The following is a 17,625-nucleotide window of genomic DNA, read 5'->3' as shown; positions in this document are numbered from 1 at the left end:
ATGGGGGAGTGAGGCTTGCAGCACCGACTTGGAGGTGTGCTGTGTCCCGACCACGCAGCAACGGCATCAGGCTGTTGCTTCGCCTTACGGCTCTGACGGTCGCTCTGCTCGCTACATTGACGTCACCGGTCTCACTGGCGGACGCCGCCGGCCCGACGGAGCCGGTGGCGCGCCCATCCGCGTCCGCGCGCGGATTCAAGCATCCTGGAGTGCTGGTGAGCAAGGCTCAGCTCGACCGCCTCCGCAAACGAGTCAAGGGCCGTGAGTGGCGGTCGTCGTTCGCCGCGATGCGCCACAGCAGATACGGATCGCTCGGCTACCACGCGACGCCCGTCCGGGTCGTGGAGTGCCCGCCGGACGACCGGCCCGGTTACGGGTGCGTCGAAGAACGGCAGGACGCGATCGCCGCCTACACCCAGGCGCTCCTCTGGTACATCACCCGGGACCGCGCGCACGCCCGCAAGGCCGTGCAGATCATGGACGCCTGGTCCGCCGTGCTCCGGGACCACACCGAGGGCAATGCCGGCCTGCAGGCGGCATGGGCCGGCAGCTCCTGGGCGCGGGCCGCGGAGATCATGCGGCACACCTACGGCGGCTGGCCGCGACACCGGGTGCGGCGGTTCGCCGGGATGCTGCGCACGGTCTACCTCCGCGAGGTGACGGTCACCGCACCGGACTACAACGGGAACTGGGACCTGGCCATGACGGACGCCGCCATGGGGATCTCCGTGTTCCTCGACGACCGGCGCGGCTTCAACAGGGCCGTGCGCAGATTCCGGGCCCGCGTCCCGGCCTACTTCTACCTCAAGTCCGACGGACCCCTGCCCAAGCGCCCGCCGGGCGGCCACATCAGAACCCCCGACAGGATCAGGGAGTACTGGTTCGGGCAGCGGAGGTTCGTCAACGGCCTCGGCCAGGAGACGTGCCGGAACTTCACGCACATCGGCTACTCCCTCGCGGCCACCGCCCATATCGCGGAGACCGCCTGGCACCAGGGCCTCGACCTCTACGGCGAGGCCGGCAAGCGGATGCGGGCGGCGCTCACCCTTCACGCCCGGTACCAACTGGGCGCCGACGTGCCGCATTGGCTGTGCGGCGGGAATCTGGACCTCGACATGGGGCCGGACACCGAGGTGGCCCTCAACCACTTCCGCAACCGGCGGGGCATCGCGATGCCCCAGGCCCAGCGGGTCGCCCAGCGACTGCGGGACGAGGGAACGGACGACCTCTTCGTCGCCTGGGAAGCCCTGACCCACGCGAAGAACCGCTGAGTCCGGCCTGTCTCGATACGCCGAAGGGCGGCGGCACCGGGTGGGGTGCTGCCGCCCTTCGGCGTGCGGGTGTGGGCTCCGGTGTCGGCTCGCTCAGTAGGCGGAGTTGACGTTGTCCATGGAGCCGTACTTGTCGGCGGCGTAGTTGCAGGAGGCGGTGATGTTGGCGACGGGGTCGTAGGGGTCCCAGGAGGTGCCCTCGACGTGGTAGGCCTTGAAGGTGGGGTCGATGATCTGGAGCAGGCCCTTGGAGGGGACGCCGTTGGCGGCGTTGATGTCCCAGTCGTTGATCGCGCGGGGGTTGCCGGTCGACTCGCGCATCACGTTGCGCTTGATGCCCTCGTAGCTGGCGGGGATGTTCTTGGACTTCAGGATGTCCAGGGACTCCTTGATCCACCCGTCGAGATTGTCGGCATACGCCTTCTTCACCGGAGCCGCGGGAGCCGGCTTGGCGGGGGCGGCGGGCTTGACGGGGGTGCGGGCCTGGGAGCGGCTGGCGGCCTGCTTCTCGGCGCGGTCCTTGTCGGCCTTGGCCTTCGCGGCGGCGTCGGCCTTCTTCTTCGCCTCAGCGGCGTCGGTCTTGGCCTGCTGTGCGGCCTTGTCGGACTGGTTGCCGATGTGGTGGTGGGCGCCGAGGTCGGTGGTGGTCCAGGCGACGGGCTTCACGGCGATGGAGGGGGTCTCGGCGCTCTGGCCGGGGGTGACGGCCATGGCGACGGCTGCGGCGCCCATGGCGACGGTGATGCCGGCGGCGGTGAGCTTGTGGGCCTTGGTCAGACGGGCGGTACCGGTGGTGGTGGAGCGCATGCTGGCTGAACCTCTTCCAATCGCGTGAGTCGCACTGGCCGGATCGGCGCGAAGAAAGCGCCGTGTCTCGATCGACGGCGCCATGCGACTCGGCAATTGTTAGCGGCCCGAAAAGCCGCTGGCAAAGGTGTGACCTACTACCCCACCCCGGAACAGCACACCCCCGCACACCCCACCCATCACCCCACTTCACACCCAAATGTCCGAATCTGGAGTCCACTACCCGGGTTCGTAAGTGATCTGGGTCCCATGAGCGGCCTCACACCCTACCCCCCACCCCCACACACCACGTGAGCAGCCGGACACGTACCGTCCGGCACACGACGGGGCGGCCCCAAGGGGCCGCCCCGCGTGCATCCAGCCGTTCCGGGCCCGTCTCAGCACTGAGGCCGTCGACCGTGGTTGGCTGCGTGCTTACGACGTGCCTTCTTCTTACGGCGACGCTTCGAGGACATGCCGACTCCTCTCTCCGTGGTGCTTCAGGGGCGTTTTCCACCGATTCCTTTGCTATCACACGCAACGATCACACGACCGGCAGCCGGGGCGTGCGATCGCGTGAATCCCGCCGACGGAGCCGCGGCGGGGCGTCCCGCTCGGCGGCGGAAAAGCAGGTGCGCGCGCGGTCTGCCGCTGTCAGACTGCGCCGGTGAAACGTGAAATGATCTCCAGGCTCGCGCACGCCGACCATCCGATCGCGGCGCCGCTCGACGACACTTCGGTCCGCGAACTGCTGGACCACGGCATCCCCCGCGGCGACGAGCGCGTCCTCGACCTCGGCTGCGGCGGCGGGGAATGGCTCCTGCGCGCCCTGGCCGCCCACCCGCGGCTGCGGGCCGAGGGTGTGGACATATCCGAGGCGTCCCTGACGCACGCCCACGAGGCCGCGGCCGAGCTCGGCGTCCAGGACCGGCTCGCACTCCACCGCCAGGACGCCGCGGACTTCACCTCCCCGCACTCGTTCGACCTGGTGCTCTGCGTGGGGTCCACGCATGCCTTCGGTGGGCTGCTGCCCACCCTCGCGGCCGCGCGCAAGCATCTGGCTCCCGGCGGGCGCGTCCTGGTCGGTGATGGCTTCTGGGAGCGCGAGCCCTCCCAGGAGGCCGTCGACATGCTCGGGGAGTTCGACGACCTGGCGACCACGGTGGCCCGCGTCATCGCCGACGGGTGGACCCCCGTACAGGGACACGTCAGCACCCGCCAGGAGCTGGACGCCTACGAATGGGCATGGACGGGGTCCCTGTCCGCGTGGGCGCTGGACCACCCCGACGATCCGGGGAGCGCCCAAGCGCTCGCGGCGGCCACGACCCACCGCTCCGAGTGGCTGCGCGTCTACCGGGACACCCTGGGATTCGTCTGCCTGGTCCTGCGCGCGTCATGACGAGGGCGTCGGCTTCTTGAGCAGCTCGAACACGGCAAGGTAGTTCTGTCCGCCGTGGCCCTCGGCGATCGCCCGCTCGGCGAGGGCTTTCATCAGCTCCGGCTGGTCGGAGCTGACGTTCCTTTCCACGCTGGTGCGGACGGTCACCGGGCTCGCGGCAACGGCGTCGGCGATCGTCGCCGCCCGGCGCGCGCCCTGGACGACGAGGCCGTCGGCCTTCTCCGGAGTGCGGTTCCAGACCGTCGTGGGGTGGCCCTGCTCCAGCAGTGTCGCGGCGAGCGCCAGGCCCATGGGGGGGGTACCGCGAGTACCGCGCCGAGGACATCGACACGGTGCGCGGCATCCGCACCCTGCTCGCCGCCGGACTCGGTACCACCACGATCGGGGAGCTGTTGCCCTGCATGGTCGACGCCGGCGAGGAGCTGGTGCCCGCGTACCCCGAGATGCTTCCCGATCTGTACAGGGAACGTCAGCGGATCAGCGACGCCGTGGCGGACCTCCTGGCCGCACGCGGGGTGCTGGACACCAGCATCACGCCCACGCTGCCACTCGACGCCCTGGAGCCACCGGCCTGCGAGGCGGTCGGCAGTGGACGGCGGTCCGGGGCGTAGGGGCGACGCGGGGCCCGCACAGCGCCGGGCCGGGCAGGCCGGGAAAGGGACCCCGACAGGGGCCCCGGGCAGGGGCCCGGCAGTCCTTCCAGGGGCCGTCCCCGGCGGTGTCCGGGCTCAGGCGGTGGCGGCCTGCCGGCCGCGGGCGCCGCGGGCGTCCCGCAGGTAGAGCAGTCCCGCGCAGGCGACGATCCAGACGGCCAGCACGATGATGCCGCGCTCCAGACCGTCGTGGTGGAAGTACGCCAGTCCCTGAATGGCGCGGACACCGGCGCCGACGGGCAGGACCTCGGACAGTGGGTGCAGCCAGCCTGGCAGGTAGGGGGCGGGCATGACACCACCGCTGGTGCTGTTGCCGAGGGTCAGCAGAACGACCGAGGCCAGCCCGGCGCCCGCCGCTCCGGTCCACCGGATGAACACCATGGTCGCGCCGCCGGCCGCCATCGCCATCAGCGCGGTCATCCCCGCGATCCCGATGAACGAGCCGGGCAGCGCCCCGAATCCGGTGCTTCCGGCGAGAAGGGCGATGATGATCCCGCCCAGGACTCCGAAGAGCGCGAGGCTGGCCATGCGCTGCCTGAAGCGCAGGGTGGGTGCGGCCTGGTAGGTCATCATGCCGAACAGATAGCCGGCCAGGACCAGGCCGAAGGCCGCGTAGAAGATCGACAGGCCGCGGGTGTCGCCCCCGGAGGTGGGAAGGATGTCTTCCTGGGCGAGCCGGTGGCCGTCCGCCTCGGCGACCGGGCCGAAGGCTCCGGTGAGGGTTCCGGTGACGGAGGGCCCGTTGGCACCGGCGTACAGCAGGGTCGGCTCGCCGCGGCCGGTGAGGTAGGCGGCGTAGACGTCGCGGTGTGCGACGGCCTTCCGTGCCGCGCTCTCGTCGCCGTAGGGCCGTACGTCGAAGCCACCGGGCAGGGCCGATTCCAAGCCCTTCTCGAGCCGGTGTATCTCCTGCGAGGTGCCTACGGCGGCGACCGGCAGGTCGTGCGGCCTGGGGGCGTGGAACGCGGCGAGGTAGACGCTGACGAAGATCGTTCCGATCGCGAGCACGACGGCGACCGGGAGGAGCACGCCCTTGAGGCCGCCCTGCGGGTGCGGAGGCGGGGCGTTGTCCGGGATGTCGGTGTGCGGGTGTGCCTGCCGCGCGGCGGCAGGGCGGGAGGAAGTGGGGAGTGACACGAAGACCATCCAAACTTGTAAGCTGCCTGATAACCGTAGCAGGAAATATAAGGTGCCTTACAAGTGGTGGTGTCCATGAACGAACAGTCCGCGACGACCGGCTATCTGGCCTGGCAGTTCTCCCAGGTCATGGGCTCACGCCTGGAGAAGGAACTCCGGGTGCTGGATCTGACGCTGGCGCAGCACACCGCCCTGATGCACATCGCCCGCAGCCCCGGCATCTCCAGCGCGGACGCCGCCCGCCGCACCGGCGTCACGGCCCAGTCCATGGGTGCCGCCGTGAACGGCCTGGTCGACCGGGGCATGCTGGAACGCCGGCCCCACCCGACCAATCGGCGCGTGCTCTGCCTGCACATCACCGACGACGGCCGGCATCTGACCGAGCGCGCCCAGGCCGTCGTCAAGAACGTCAACGATGCCGCGCTGTCCGTGCTTTCCCCGACGGAACAGGCAACCGCGCACAGCCTCCTGTACCGCCTGGTCGCGCACCTCAATCCGGACGCCCTGCCGCCCTCGGCGTGATGCGCGCTCATCGTTTCCGGCAGCAACGCAATGCCCGGATCGGGTGACGGACCACGGTGGAGTGAATCGTACAAACTCCGGCCGACGCCCCGCCCCGGAACTTCGGGGCGGTTGACGTTTCTTCGAATCCTTGCGCTACATCACGCCCCTTGGCGGCCGTGACTCCTCCGATCGGGGGTCGTTTTCCCGATCACTCGTCCGATCAGGATGTCAACGAGGAGGCGTAGTGCATCACCGTCACGACCGTCACACGCACACCACCGGGGCGCGGTTGCTGTTCGAACACGTACGTCCGACGACGTCCGGCAAGGCCGCCGTCGCGACCGCCGGGAGGTGGTCGGTGTGAGTCGCCGCGCCGGGAACGCCACCGCCACGGCGGGTCCCGGCCCACAGGAGGGCTCGCCCTCGGAGCGGTTGCTGTTCGGCGGGCCGCTGCTGCACGACACGGGCTGGAACAAGCACGAGCGCGCCTACCTGGAAATGTCGCTGTGGGCGATGGCGTTGAGCCTGCCCCGTCTGGTCGCCTCCACCGTCCGGCTGGCGTGGCGGGCCGACCGCCGGGCCCTGTGGGCGGTGGGGTGCGCGGAGGTCCTGCACGGCGTCACCCAGGCCATCGGTCTCGTGGCGGTCAACGACGTCCTCGGTGCCGTGCTGGCCACCGGGCCCATCGCGGACCGGCTCCACGCGTCGGTGCCCGCGCTGATCTGGGTCGCGGTCACCAGTCTCGTCGGGGCCCTGGCCATGTCCGCCTCGACCGCGGGCACCGGACGGCTGGAGCCGAAGGTCGAGCGGGTGGCGACCGAGATGTACCTGGAGCGCGTGATCCGCGTGGAGTTGGAGGCGATCGAGGACGAGAACTTCCACCGGCTGCTGGACACCGCCCAGTACGGGGCGGCGGGGTCCCGTCGCATGATCCGGTACTGCACGGCGGTCGTCGGAGCGCTGGTCTCCTTCGCCGCGGCGGCCGGTGTGCTGACCGTCCTGCACCCGGTGCTGCTGCCCCTGCTGCTCCTGATGACCCTGCCCCGCTCCTGGGCCGCACTGCGCAACTCACGGACGCGCTACGAGTCGTTCCAGCGGTGGGCGCAGCACGCCCGGGCCGGCCGTCTGCTGAGCCAGACCCTGATCCGTACCGATCCCGCGCCGGAGATCCGGGTGCACGACGTGGGTCCCTTCCTGCTGGGCCACTTCCGGAGCATGTCGGAGAGCTCGGAGGCCGAACAGACGCGGCTCGCGCGCAGTGCGGCCAGGACCCGGCTGATCGCCTCGGCCCTGACGGGCCTCGCCACTCTCGTGACCTATCTCGCGCTGGGCGGCCTCCTGCTGACCGGGGTGATGGCGCTGTCGGTCGCGGGAACCGCCGTGCTGGCCACCCGCAGCGGGGCGGCGAGCCTGACCACCCTCGTCCTCCAGGTCAACAGCCTCTACGAGGAGGCGTGTTACGTCATGGATCTGGAGCGGCTGTGTGTCGAGGCACGGAAACGGGCCATTCCCGTCGGCGGGCTGCCGGTCCCCGAGCAGCCGCGGCTCATCCGGTTCGAGGACGTCACCTTCTCCTATCCCGGCGACTCCCCCGACGGGCGGCCCGCCCTCAGCGGTGTGAGCCTCGACATCCCCATGGGCAAGATCGTGGCCCTGGTCGGGGAGAACGGCTCCGGCAAGACGACCCTGGTGAAGCTTCTCGCCGGCCTCTACCAGCCCGGTGAGGGCACGATCCGGTGGGACGGGCAGGACGCGGGCACTCTGGACCGGGCCGAGCTGTTCTCCCGGTTCGCCATGGTCAGCCAGGACTTCCACCGCTGGCCGCTGACCGCCCGGATGAACATCGCCATCGGCCGCACCGACCGGCCGCTGGAGGAGGAGCGGGTGGAGGCAGCCGCCCGTTACGCGGGAGCCCGCAAGGTGGTCGAGGGGATGCCGCGCGGGTGGGACACCTTGCTCTCCCGGGGCTACAAGGGCGGCCACCAGATCTCCGGCGGGCAGTGGCAGAAGCTGGGCCTGGCCCGCGCCCACTACCGCGACGCCCAGATCCTGATCGTCGACGAACCCACCTCGGCCCTCGACGCCCGCGCCGAACTCGAAGTCTTCGAGCAGATCCGCCAGCTCGCCCAAGCGGGCCAGACCGTCCTCCTGATCACCCACCGGCTGGCCTCGGTGCGGGACGCCGACCTCATCCACGTCCTGGAGAACGGCAGGCTCCGCGAGAGCGGCACCTTCCGGGAGCTGACGGACAACCCGCCGGTCGGGATCTTCCGCGACCTCTACGAGATGCAACGCCGTCAGTTCACGGACGAGCAATCCGCCGCCCTTCCCGGGCAACGCAAGCCCGCCGACGCGGCGGAGAAGAGCCTGGAACTGTGACGGGCGCCCTGGGGGAGGCCCGGCCCCTCCCCCAGGGCTGTGCATGCCTCGTATCAGGCGGCGGCGCCGGTCGAGCGCGTCAGCGACCCCGATGTCTTCGCTCGCCCGGATGCGGGGCCCTCGCCGGGAGGGCACCATCGGTCTCCAGGAGGACACCCCATGCCCGACAAGGAACCCCGCGCCGAACTGGACGCGCGCTACAGCGACGAGCGGGCGACGGCCGTGCCCTGGTCGGACGCCGTCACCCGGCTGGCCGAGGCCGAGGTGTACTGGCTGACGACCGTACGCCCCGACGGGCGACCGCACGTCACCCCGCTCATCGGGGTCTGGGCGGACGGCGCGTTGCACTTCTGCACCGGAGCGCATGAGCGGAAGGCGCAGAACCTGCGGGGCAACCCGCACGTCGTCCTCACCACCGGGTCCAACGCCCTGCGGGAGGGCTACGACCTGGTCGTCGAGGGCGAGGCGGTGCGGGTGGGAGACGAGCCCCGGCTGCGGCGGCTCGCCGGCGCGTGGGAAGCGAAGTACGGCGCGGAGTGGCACTTCGACGTACGGGACGGGGTGTTCGTCAATCCCGGCGCCGGTGAGGCCGTGGTCTTCGCGGTGCCCCCCCGGACGGCCTTCGGCTTCGGCAAGGGCGAGCCGTACAGCCAGACCCGCTGGCGCTTTTCCTGAGCCGCGGGCCCGCCGTCACCGGTCGTCACCGGCCGAGGCTCAACGGACGGCGACCAGGACGTGGCTGTTGCCGAATTGCCAGACCGCGCCGGCGTGCTCGAATCCCGCCTCGCGCAGGAGCGTGATGTGGCGGGAGAGCGTCAGATCCTCGCCCTGACTGCTGGGGAGCGGGCGGGTGCGGCGCTCGGCGAGGAGAGGAGCCAGCTCCGGGTCGGCTTCCATCGCCGTCCACCAGGATTGCCAGTCCTCGTGGGCGAGCACCGCTCTTCGTTCGGCCCAGCGGCGCCCGACGGCGGTGGCGATCCTGGAGATCTTCGCGGCGTCCTGGCAGAGGTGGTCGCCGTTGACGAGGATGCCGCCGGGGCGCAGCAGGGCGGCGAGCTGACGGTAGACCTGCCGCAGGGTGCGCTCGCCGAGGTAGTGCAGTGCCGTCGTCGAGACGGCCGCGTCCAGGGGACGGTCCAGGCCGAGGGTCCTGAGCCAGCCCGGTGCGCCGATCACCGCTTCGACGTACCGGACGGCGGGGCCGTAGTAGGTGCGGCCGAGTTCGAGCAGCAGCGGGTCGGCGTCGACGGCGAGGACTTCCGCGTGCGGCAGGCGGCGCGACAGGCACGCCGCCAGTGCTCCGGGGCCGCAGCCGAGGTCGACGACCAGGGGTCTCGGGCGGCCGGCCGTGACGTGGTCGACCACGTCGGCGATCACGGTGAAGCGTTCCTCGCGGTCGACCGCATACCGTTGCTGTTGGCCTTCCCAACGCTTCACCCAGCGTGCCGCCGTCGCCGCGCTCACGCCCGGCCTGCTGCGCACCTCAGCCATCTCACCCGCCCGCGTTCTGGTGGTATTGACAATCATTGTAGTTTAGCGAGGGCGGAGAGCAACGCGTCGATCTCTTCTGGGGTGTTGTGGATGTGCAGACTCACCCGCACGGACCCTTCTTCCCCTGCTGCCCCGGCCTGGCAGTGGCCGTCGGACCGCACCATGAAGCCGTGACTGAAGAGGATGAACCCGAGGTCGTTGGAGTTGACCCCGCGGTGCCGGAAGGTGACGATGCTCCGGCGCCGCTGCACCGGGGACCCTGCGGGCAGGCTCAGCGGACAGCCCAGGACCTCGTAGGCGGACAGCCGGTGCAGGCCGTCGGTGAGCCGGGCGGCCAGGGCGACGGTCCATCGTTCGATCCGGTCCAGGCCCGCCGCGTCCAACCAGTCGAGGGCGGCCGCCAGGCCGGCGATGCCGGCGGTGTTCGGTGTGCCGCTCCACCCGCCGGGGCGGAGCCGCGGCCCGCGCGTTCCACGGGACCAGACCGCCCCGGAGCCCGGCAGGGCGAGGACCTTGTGCCCGGAGAAGACCAGGAAGTCCACGTCGAGATCGGCCACGGAGACCGGCAGATGGCCGACGCTCTGCGCGGCGTCCAGACAGATCGGCACCTCGGGGCCGACCACCCGGCGGATGCGGTGGACGTTCATGTCGCCGCCGTAGACGTGGTGCACATGGGTGGCGGCGACGAAGCGGGTGCGGGGGCCGACGATGTCCGCCAGCGCCCGCGGGTCGTAGTCGCCCGAGCTCTCCTGGTACGGCAGGGGGCGAACAGCGATGTGGATCCCCTGGCGGGCCAGCAGTTGCCGCGCTTCCAGCCAGGGCGAGAGATTCGCCTGATGGTCGGCGAAGGGCACCACGATCTCGTCGCCGTCGGTCAGGACGGCGGGCAGCCAGTCGCGGGCCACGGTGCGCAGCCCTTCGGTGGTACCGCTGGTGAAGTGCACGGCCGAGCGGTCCGGGGCGGGGTCGCCCAGGAACTCCTTGACCCGGTCGCGGGTCCGCTCCACCAGCGTCGTCGTGGCATTGGCCCAGGGGTATGTGCCACGGCCGGAGTTGGCGTTGGACGTGGTGAGGTACGTCTGCACGGCGTCCAGGACCGCCCGCGGCTTCTGCGCGGTGGCCGCGCTGTCCAGATAGGCCAGGTCCGGATGGTCCACGATGATGGGGAACTCGGCGCGCAGCGGACGCTGCCAGTCGCGCAGATCCTCCAGCGGTCGGTCCATGTCAGCCACGCTCCAGTGGGGCGCCCGCGTCGCGCCAGGCGATGATGCCGCCGGCCAGGCTGCGGACGTCGGGGTGGCCCATACGGGTCAGCAGGGCGGCATAGCGGACGGACTTCTCGCCGACCGGGCAGGCCAGCAGCACGGCCTGTCGCTTGCTGAACGGCAGGCCGCCCCGCAGGAGTTCGTCGAAGAGCTCGTCGACGATGTTCACCGACCCCTCGATGTGCAGCGCGGCATAGGCGAAGGAGCCCCGCAGGTCGACGACCAGGGGGCGTTCCTCCGCGATCCACTTCCGCGCGTCGGCGGTGTCGATCACCGTGGCGGCCGCCACCTCGGCTTCGGAGAGCGCGCTCACGGAGTTCTTCACCGGCGGCCTGCCCAGCAGGTCCGGGCGGCGTTGGCGCACGTAGCCGACGTAGCTCTCGACGCGGTCGCAGACGATGAAGACGGCCGTCCTCCGCTCGGTCGACCCGGCGTCGAGCGGGCGCAGATGGCGCAGCGCCCCGAAGTACGCGGCCCCGCCGGTGGGGCCGCCCAGGATGCCGCAGCGCCGTACCAGCGTCAGCATGCCGTCGATGGCCTCGTCGGCGCTCACGGCCTCGATCGTGTCGTACGTGGCGGGGTCGAAGAGGCCGACCTCCTGCACCTCGTCGATGGTGCGGATCCCCGGTATGAAGTCCGACTTCTGCGCGACCAGACCGACGACCCGTACCGCGGGGTCGTGCGCGCGAAGGACCCGGGCCACCCCGGTGGAGGAACCGGCGGTGCCGACACAGGCGATGAAGAAGTCCGGTGCCCGCCCGTCGAGGTCCGCCACGATCTCCGGGCCGGTGCCGGTGGCGTGGGACTCGGTGTTGCGTGCGTTGAAGTACTGGTCGGTGTGGAGGTTGGGGCTGCCCGGCTGTGACAGTTCCTGGTGGAAGAGGGTGAGCGGGTCGTCGGTGTTGGTGGGGTCGAGGCATTCGGTCTGTCCGGGCAGTTCCTCGATCGCGGCGCCGAGCAGCAGGAGCAGGTCCTTGATCTCCGGTACCCGCATCCGGTTGGTGATGCTCTTGAACGGCAGCCCGTGCATGCCCGCGATGACGGCCAGCGCCTTGGCCGTGTTGCCGCTGGAGAGCTCCACGACCGTCTCGCCGCGGCGCACCGCCGCGGGCAGTCCGGGCCGCACCATGTTCCAGGCCGCCCGGTCCTTGACCGACCCGAAGGGGTTGAGCATCTCCAGCTTCGCGTAGAGGTCGATGGTGCGCAGGCCGTGCACGGCCGGATCGATGCGTACCAGCGGGGTGTCGCCGATGGCGTCGGTGATGCTGTCGTACCTCATGCCTCGTGCCCTCCCGGATGTGTGATGGGCCAGTACCGCTCGTCGAGACACCAGCGCCAGGAGCCGCCCTCCCGGTGCACCGCGACCTTCCGGGCGGCGGGCCGGCGCTGCGCCTGGGTGGCCTGGAAGTCCATGCAGTACCCGGCGGTGTTGGCGAAGCACAGGAGGTCGCCCGGCCGTGGCATACGGGGCAGGAACACCGTTCTCCGGGTGATCAGGTCGGCTTCCAGGCAGAGACTGCCGGCGAGGTGCACGCCCACCGGGCCGCTTCCCTCGCCGGTTTCGGAGGGGGCACCTTCACGGGCGAGGAGCACCGGGTCCATGAGGACGCCGTGTTCCTCCAGGCTGACGTCGTCGGCCGTCATCGCGAGGCGCACCAGGGGATCACCACGGTCGGTGCGCCGTACTTCCAGCACCTTCGCCAGCGACAGCCCGCACTGGTCCAGCAGGGCCCGGCCGGGTTCGGTGTACAGGTCGTAGAGGTTCTCCAGGAGGAGGGTGCCCAGCGGCCGGTTCAGGGCCGGGGCGGGCCGGGACAGCAGCGCGTCGAGATAGCCGGGCCCGGCGACGGGGCGGTGGGCGGGGTACAGACTCAGCGCGCCGCGCAGGGTGCCGCCTTCGGCCCGGAGGCCGTAGCCGTGGCCGCCGCGGGTCAGGGGCGGCCGTCTGCCCAGGACCGCGTGGGTGAGTTCGGTGGTGTAGCGGTCCCATTCGGCCTCGTGGGCAAGGTAGTTGACGCCGAAGCCGCCGCCGATGTCGACGGCGCGCGGCGTGAATCCCCGGCGTCGCAGCGCGTCCATGGCCCGGAGGCAGCCTTCGAGGGCCGTCGCCTTCTCGTCCAGGCTGGTGGTGTCGAGGTGGTAGGCGACGCCGGCCGGACCGAGGACGTCCCGGTGTCGTGCGACGGCGTCGAGCAGCCGGGGCAGCGACCTCATGGAGGAGCCGAAGCGGCTCTGCCGGGAGCGCACCGTGACTCCGGACGTCTCGAACTCCGACAACCGCAGCAATACCGGCACCGGTGGCAGCCCGTGGGCGCGCACGAGGGCGGCGAGGCTTTCCAGTTCCTCCGGCCCGTCGATGCTGACGGTGACCCGGCAGCGGGCGGCGAGCCACTGGAACTCCGGGTCCTTGGGGCCGGTCGCGACGATGCGCTCCGGGCCGAATCCGGCGCCGAGGGCATGCTGCAGTTCGCCCAGCGACGCCACGTCGATGGCGGCGTCGGTCATCGCGAGCCGGCGCACCAGGGCGCTGGAACGATTCGCCTTGTGGGCGAAGAACACCTGGCCGGCCAGGCTGTGGCGGCGGTAGACGGAACGGAATCGCTCGACGTTCTCCGCGATCCGCTCGGGCAGGACGACATGGAGCGGCGAGCCCAGCGCGTCGACCAGGGTGTGGAGGAACGCCGCCGACTCCAGCAACGACGCCAACGGCTGTTCCAGCCGTGGCTCCAGATATAACGGGGCACCATCCATCTCAGACGTCCCTCCCTGCGACAAGGCGGGCGGGCCGCTGCAAGGCACCGCCCCGGCCGATCCTTATCCATCCAGGGCCGGTCTACACCCGGTGGCCTGGGGCGGATCCGGACACGGCGGGCTCACGGCCGGTACCGGAAGGATTCCCTCCCGTCCCGCCGGAGCACCGGCGGGACGGGAGGGAAGAGGCCCGAGGCGGCGGAATCGCCCTCAGCGACCGATCACCTCGTGCTGCCGTCCGGTGGCGGGCCGGTCGAACCAGAGGTGGGCCTGCCCGGTGCCTATGCCGTTCTCGTAGCTGCTGAAGCGGCTGCCCCGCGCCCCGCAGTCCGCGCCGCCGAGCGCACCGGCCAGCATCAGGTAGTGACCGAAACGTGCCTCGGGGGCGAAGCGGAGGTACTCCGGCATGGACCCGATCACCCGGTCGTGGCGGCCCGCCTCGAGCCAGGCGATGCGCTGTTCGTCGGCCGCGCGCGCCTCGGGGGTGACGATGTTGTCCGGGTCCCCCGCCATGCGCTCGCGCAGTTCGGCCAGTGGCCGGAAGCGGTGGGACAGGCCTCCCGAGGCGAGCAGCAGCACCTTGCGGTCGAGGCCGGCGACCGCCTCCGCGACGACCTCGCCGGCTTCGAGGAAGTCCTCGGTGGTCGCCGTCTGGCAGACCGAGACGGAGACCCAGGGGGTACCGGCCCGGCCGAGGTAGGTCCAGAGGTTGAGCGTCGCGTAGTGGATCGGCAGATACGGGTCGTCGTTGGCGGTGAGCCACCGTGATCGCCGCTCCGCCGCCCTGGCGACGGTGTGGGCCAGCTCCGGGTCCCCGGGGATGTCGTAGGGCAGCCGGCTGATCGCGCCGGGCATCTCGTCCGAGGTGAACAGGCCCGCGCGGCGCGGGTGGGCGGTGATCACCGTTTCGGTCGTGGTCGCCCAGTGGCTGTCGAACACCACGACGGTGTCGTGGTCGGTCGTGTCGATCACCTCGTGCCGGAGCCGGGTCAGGCCGGTGGCGAGGGTGAAGTCACGGCCTCCGTTCTCCCTGATCCTCACCGGCTCGGGGAACATGATGACGGGTGCGTGCGAGAGCAGGCCCGCACCGACGATGTCGCCCATGGGCGACCTCCTTCGCGGTCGAGAGGGCTAGGGAACGAGCAGAAGCTTTCCGCTGGTGCGCCGGGCCGCGAGGTCCTCGTGCGCGCGGCGGGCCTCGGCGAGGGGGTACGTTCCGGCGACGGTGAACTTCCAGGTGCCGTCGAGGATGCCGGTCAAGACCTCCCCCGCCCGCCACGCGAACTCCTCGGTGGTGGCCCGGAAGTGCTCCAGGTAGGGCCGTGTCAGGGTCAGGGAGCCGCCCCACAGCAGCCGCATCACGTCGACGGGCGGCACGGCGCCGCCGGCGCCGCCGAAGAGGACCAGGGTGCCGCGGGTGCGCAGACTGGCGAGGCTCGCGTCGAAGGTGGTGGCGCCCACGCCGTCGTAGACGGCGTGGACACCCTCCCCGCCGGTGAGCCGGCGCACCTCGGCGGCCAGGGCCCCCTCCTCGGTGAACTCGGTGTAGCGGATGACGTCGTCGACGCCGTTCCCCCGGGCCAGGGTCTCCTTCTCCGCTGTGGAGACCGTGCCGATGACGCGGGCACCCCGCCGCTTGAGCAGCTGGGTGAGCAGGAGCCCGACCCCGCCGGCGGCGGCGTGGACGAGCACCGTGTCGCCTGCGCGCGCCGGGTAGGAGTCGTTGGCCAGGAAGTGGGCCGTCATGCCGTGGACGAGCACTCCGCCGGCGGTGACCAGGTCGATGCCGTCCGGCACGGCGATCGCCTTGTCCTCGGGCACGACCACGCGGGTCGCGTAGCTGCCGAGGACCGTGGTCCAGGCGACCCGGTCGCCCGGCCTGAACCGGCTGACGCCGGGGCCGGTGGCAACCACGGTCCCCGAGCCCTCCTCGCCGGGTACGCACGGCACGGGCAGCGGATAGCGGCCCTCCCTGCGGTAGAGGTCGATGAAGTTCACTCCGGCCGCGGCGAGTTCGACGAGGATCTGCCCCTCGCCCGGCCGGGGGTCCGCCCGCTCGACGTAGAGCTGGACCTCGGGCCCGCCGGTCTCACGGATCTCGATCGCGTGCATCAGTTCGTTCCCTTCACTCCGGTCAGTCCGACCTGGTAGGTACGCAGCCAGTCGTCCAGGCGGACGGTGGACTCCACGAGGATCCGTTCGAACTCCGACAGACTGCCCCCGAAGGTCTTGGCCGTGAGCCGCCGCACCGCCTCGCCGGCGAGGAACGGGCTCAGCGGCGCGCTGTCGTCGCCCGCCGCCGTGGTGAGGCCGGTGATCAGGGCGCGGTCGTAGGCGGGGTCCTGGATGGAGGGGTAGGCGGCCTTCTTGCGGCGCAGCACCGGTTCCGGCAGCAGGTCGGCGGCGGCCGCGCGCAGCAGCGACTTCTCCTCGCCGCTGAAGGTCTTCATCGCCCAGGGGACGTTGTAGACGTATTCCACCAAGCGGTGGTCGCAGAACGGCACCCGGCCCTCCAGCCCGACGGACATGCCCATCCGGTCCTTCTTGTCGAGCAGGATCGGCAGCCACCGGGTCAGCGTCAGATGGCTGAGCTCCCGGGTCCGCCGGTCCTCGGCGCTCTCGCCTTCGAGCCGCGGCACCTCGGCCAGTGCGGTGCGGTAGAGATCGGCCTCGTACTCCCCGAGGTCGAGCCCGTCGACGAACCAGGGGTGGAACAGCGAACGGGGGTCGAGGCCCCGGTGGGCGCCGAGCTTCAGCCAGGGGAAGGTCTCCGCGCGCCGCGCGACGGGGTCGGAGAACCACAGGTAGCCGCCGAAGACCTCGTCGGCGCCCTCTCCGGACAGTGCCACGGTCGCGTGTTCGCGGACGGCGGCGAAGAGCAGATGGAGGGAGACGTCGAGGTCCGCGAAGTTGAACGGCAGGTCCCAGGCGCCGAGGACGCTCCGGCGGACGGCCGGGTCGAGCAGCCGGGCGCGGTCGAGGACGATGGGGTGGTGGTCGCTGCCGACGTGCTCGGCGACCGCCCGGGCGTACGGGCCGTCCGGGGTGGGGCGGATGGCGTCGGCCTGGAAGTTCTCGGTGTGGCCGGTGAAGTCCACGGAGAACGTGGCGAGGCCGTCTCCGGTCGTGGCCCGGGCCCGCGCGGCGAGAGCCGTGATCGTGCTGGAGTCCAGGCCGCCGGACAGCAGCGAGACCAGGGGGACGTCAGCGACCATCTGGCGGGGGACGATGTCGTCGAGCAGCTCGCGGACGGTGGCGACGGTGGTCGGCAGGTCGTCGGTGTGCGGGCGGGCTTCCAGGGCCCAGTACCGCTCCTCGGTGATCCGGCCGCGGCCGACGCGCACCAGGTGGCCCGGCTTGACCTCGCGCATGCCGCGGAAGGGCACCCGCCCGGGGGTGCGCAGGAACAGCAGCGCGTCGCAGAGCTCCTCCGGTCCCGCCTCGGCCCGCGCCAGGGGGTTGGCGAGGATGGCCTTCGGCTCCGAGCCGAAGAGCACACCGTCCGGTGTGGGGTAGTAGTAGAGGGGTTTGACGCCCAGCCGGTCCCGTACGAGCAGCAGCTCGTCGCGGGCGGTGTCCCAGATGGCGAGGGAGTACATGCCGTTGAGGCGGTGGACGAAGTCCTCGCCCCACTCCAGGTAGGCGCGCAGCGCCACCTCGGTGTCGCTGCGGGTGGTGAACCGGTGCCCGCGCAGGACGAGTTCGGAGCGGAGCTCGCGGAAGTTGTAGATCTCTCCGCCGTACGAGATCACTGCCCGGGGCAGGTCCCGGGGGCCGCGCTCCGGGGTGCGCATGGGCTGTGTGCCGTGCTCGAGGTCGATGACGGCCAGTCGCCGGTGCCCCAGCGCGACGTGCGTGTCGAGCCATGTGCCGCGGGCGTCGGGCCCTCGGGCGGCCAGGGTGTCGGTCATGGCGTCGACGACCGGGGATGCGGTGGTGAGGTCGCGGGTGTAGTCGACCCATCCGGTGATGCCACACATGTGTCTGCT

General features: G+C 71.2%; 17 protein-coding genes. 6 read left to right on the top strand and 11 right to left on the bottom strand.

What is annotated here, in order from left to right; translation table 11 throughout:
* Positions 1-65: 65 nt before the first annotated feature.
* Positions 66-1,271: an alginate lyase family protein gene (locus tag JO379_RS02240; RefSeq protein ID WP_372449130.1), complete on the top strand. Its 1,206-nt coding sequence runs from the start codon at positions 66-68 to the stop codon at positions 1,269-1,271.
* 93 nt (positions 1,272-1,364) lie between these two features.
* Here the strand turns inward: JO379_RS02240 and JO379_RS02235 are convergent, their stop codons facing one another.
* Entirely contained in the window at positions 1,365-2,078 is a 714-nt protein-coding gene (locus JO379_RS02235; RefSeq protein WP_209513518.1) for a transglycosylase SLT domain-containing protein, read from the bottom strand.
* Between the two features lie 377 nt (positions 2,079-2,455).
* Positions 2,456-2,533, bottom strand: coding sequence for a 50S ribosomal protein bL37 (locus tag JO379_RS34330; protein WP_466782871.1), 78 nt, complete (start codon positions 2,531-2,533; stop codon positions 2,456-2,458).
* 191 nt (positions 2,534-2,724) lie between these two features.
* Between JO379_RS34330 and JO379_RS02230 the strand changes: the two genes are divergently transcribed.
* Entirely contained in the window at positions 2,725-3,456 is a 732-nt protein-coding gene (locus JO379_RS02230) for an SAM-dependent methyltransferase (protein WP_209513517.1), read from the top strand.
* Here JO379_RS02230 and JO379_RS34055 read toward each other — a convergent pair.
* Positions 3,451-3,747 carry an NAD(P)-binding domain-containing protein gene (locus tag JO379_RS34055; protein WP_209513516.1) on the bottom strand — a complete coding sequence of 99 codons (297 nt, stop codon included), beginning with the start codon at positions 3,745-3,747 and terminating at the stop codon, positions 3,451-3,453. The two genes, JO379_RS02230 and JO379_RS34055, sit on opposite strands and share 6 nt — an antisense overlap.
* 41 nt (positions 3,748-3,788) lie before the next feature.
* Here JO379_RS34055 and JO379_RS02220 point away from each other — a divergent pair, with 41 nt between their 5' ends.
* On the top strand, positions 3,789-4,067 hold the full coding sequence (locus JO379_RS02220) for a MerR family transcriptional regulator (protein ID WP_209513515.1): 279 nt from the start codon (positions 3,789-3,791) through the stop codon (positions 4,065-4,067).
* A gap of 117 nt (positions 4,068-4,184) precedes the next feature.
* On the opposite strand, the gene JO379_RS02215 is transcribed toward JO379_RS02220, so the two are convergent.
* A complete protein-coding gene (locus tag JO379_RS02215; RefSeq protein ID WP_245381344.1) occupies positions 4,185-5,246 on the bottom strand; it encodes an ABC-2 transporter permease in 1,062 nt (353 codons plus the stop codon).
* A gap of 75 nt (positions 5,247-5,321) precedes the next feature.
* Between JO379_RS02215 and JO379_RS02210 the strand changes: the two genes are divergently transcribed.
* The 3 genes from JO379_RS02210 to JO379_RS02200 all read left to right on the top strand — a co-directional run bounded on the left by JO379_RS02210 (position 5,322) and on the right by JO379_RS02200 (position 8,804).
* Complete coding sequence (locus tag JO379_RS02210) at positions 5,322-5,768, top strand: MarR family winged helix-turn-helix transcriptional regulator (protein ID WP_209513514.1); 447 nt, start codon at positions 5,322-5,324, stop codon at positions 5,766-5,768.
* A gap of 342 nt (positions 5,769-6,110) precedes the next feature.
* Positions 6,111-8,129, top strand: a complete 2,019-nt coding sequence (locus JO379_RS02205; RefSeq protein WP_307841859.1) for an ABC transporter ATP-binding protein — start codon at positions 6,111-6,113, stop codon at positions 8,127-8,129.
* A gap of 159 nt (positions 8,130-8,288) precedes the next feature.
* Entirely contained in the window at positions 8,289-8,804 is a 516-nt protein-coding gene (locus JO379_RS02200; protein ID WP_209513512.1) for a pyridoxamine 5'-phosphate oxidase family protein, read from the top strand.
* Between the two features lie 39 nt (positions 8,805-8,843).
* Here JO379_RS02200 and JO379_RS02195 read toward each other — a convergent pair whose 3' ends face one another.
* From JO379_RS02195 to asnB, 7 genes are all read right to left on the bottom strand, one after another.
* The gene (locus tag JO379_RS02195) at positions 8,844-9,620 is read right to left on the bottom strand and encodes a class I SAM-dependent methyltransferase (protein ID WP_209513511.1); all 777 of its coding nucleotides are present in this window, start codon (positions 9,618-9,620) and stop codon (positions 8,844-8,846) included.
* A gap of 32 nt (positions 9,621-9,652) precedes the next feature.
* The gene (locus tag JO379_RS02190) at positions 9,653-10,843 is read right to left on the bottom strand and encodes an aminotransferase class V-fold PLP-dependent enzyme (protein ID WP_209513510.1); all 1,191 of its coding nucleotides are present in this window, start codon (positions 10,841-10,843) and stop codon (positions 9,653-9,655) included.
* 1 nt (position 10,844) lies between these two features.
* Positions 10,845-12,164: a pyridoxal-phosphate dependent enzyme gene (locus JO379_RS02185; protein ID WP_209513509.1), complete on the bottom strand. Its 1,320-nt coding sequence runs from the start codon at positions 12,162-12,164 to the stop codon at positions 10,845-10,847.
* Entirely contained in the window at positions 12,161-13,636 is a 1,476-nt protein-coding gene (locus JO379_RS02180; RefSeq protein ID WP_209513508.1) for a Y4yA family PLP-dependent enzyme, read from the bottom strand. The genes JO379_RS02185 and JO379_RS02180 overlap by 4 nt, the downstream gene beginning before the upstream one ends.
* Positions 13,637-13,846: 210 nt before the next feature.
* Positions 13,847-14,740: a DODA-type extradiol aromatic ring-opening family dioxygenase gene (locus tag JO379_RS02175; RefSeq protein ID WP_209513507.1), complete on the bottom strand. Its 894-nt coding sequence runs from the start codon at positions 14,738-14,740 to the stop codon at positions 13,847-13,849.
* 27 nt (positions 14,741-14,767) lie between these two features.
* Positions 14,768-15,748: a quinone oxidoreductase family protein gene (locus JO379_RS02170; RefSeq protein ID WP_209513506.1), complete on the bottom strand. Its 981-nt coding sequence runs from the start codon at positions 15,746-15,748 to the stop codon at positions 14,768-14,770.
* Entirely contained in the window at positions 15,748-17,616 is a 1,869-nt protein-coding gene (gene asnB, locus JO379_RS02165; protein ID WP_209513505.1) for an asparagine synthase (glutamine-hydrolyzing), read from the bottom strand. The genes JO379_RS02170 and asnB overlap by 1 nt, the downstream gene beginning before the upstream one ends.
* Positions 17,617-17,625 lie beyond the last annotated feature (9 nt).

This window comes from Streptomyces syringium, from assembly GCF_017876625.1.
In the GTDB taxonomy this organism is placed as follows: Bacteria; Actinomycetota; Actinomycetes; order Streptomycetales; family Streptomycetaceae; genus Streptomyces; species Streptomyces syringius.
Note: the sequence above shows the minus strand (reverse complement) of the source record. Positions and strands in the feature narration are given on the sequence as shown.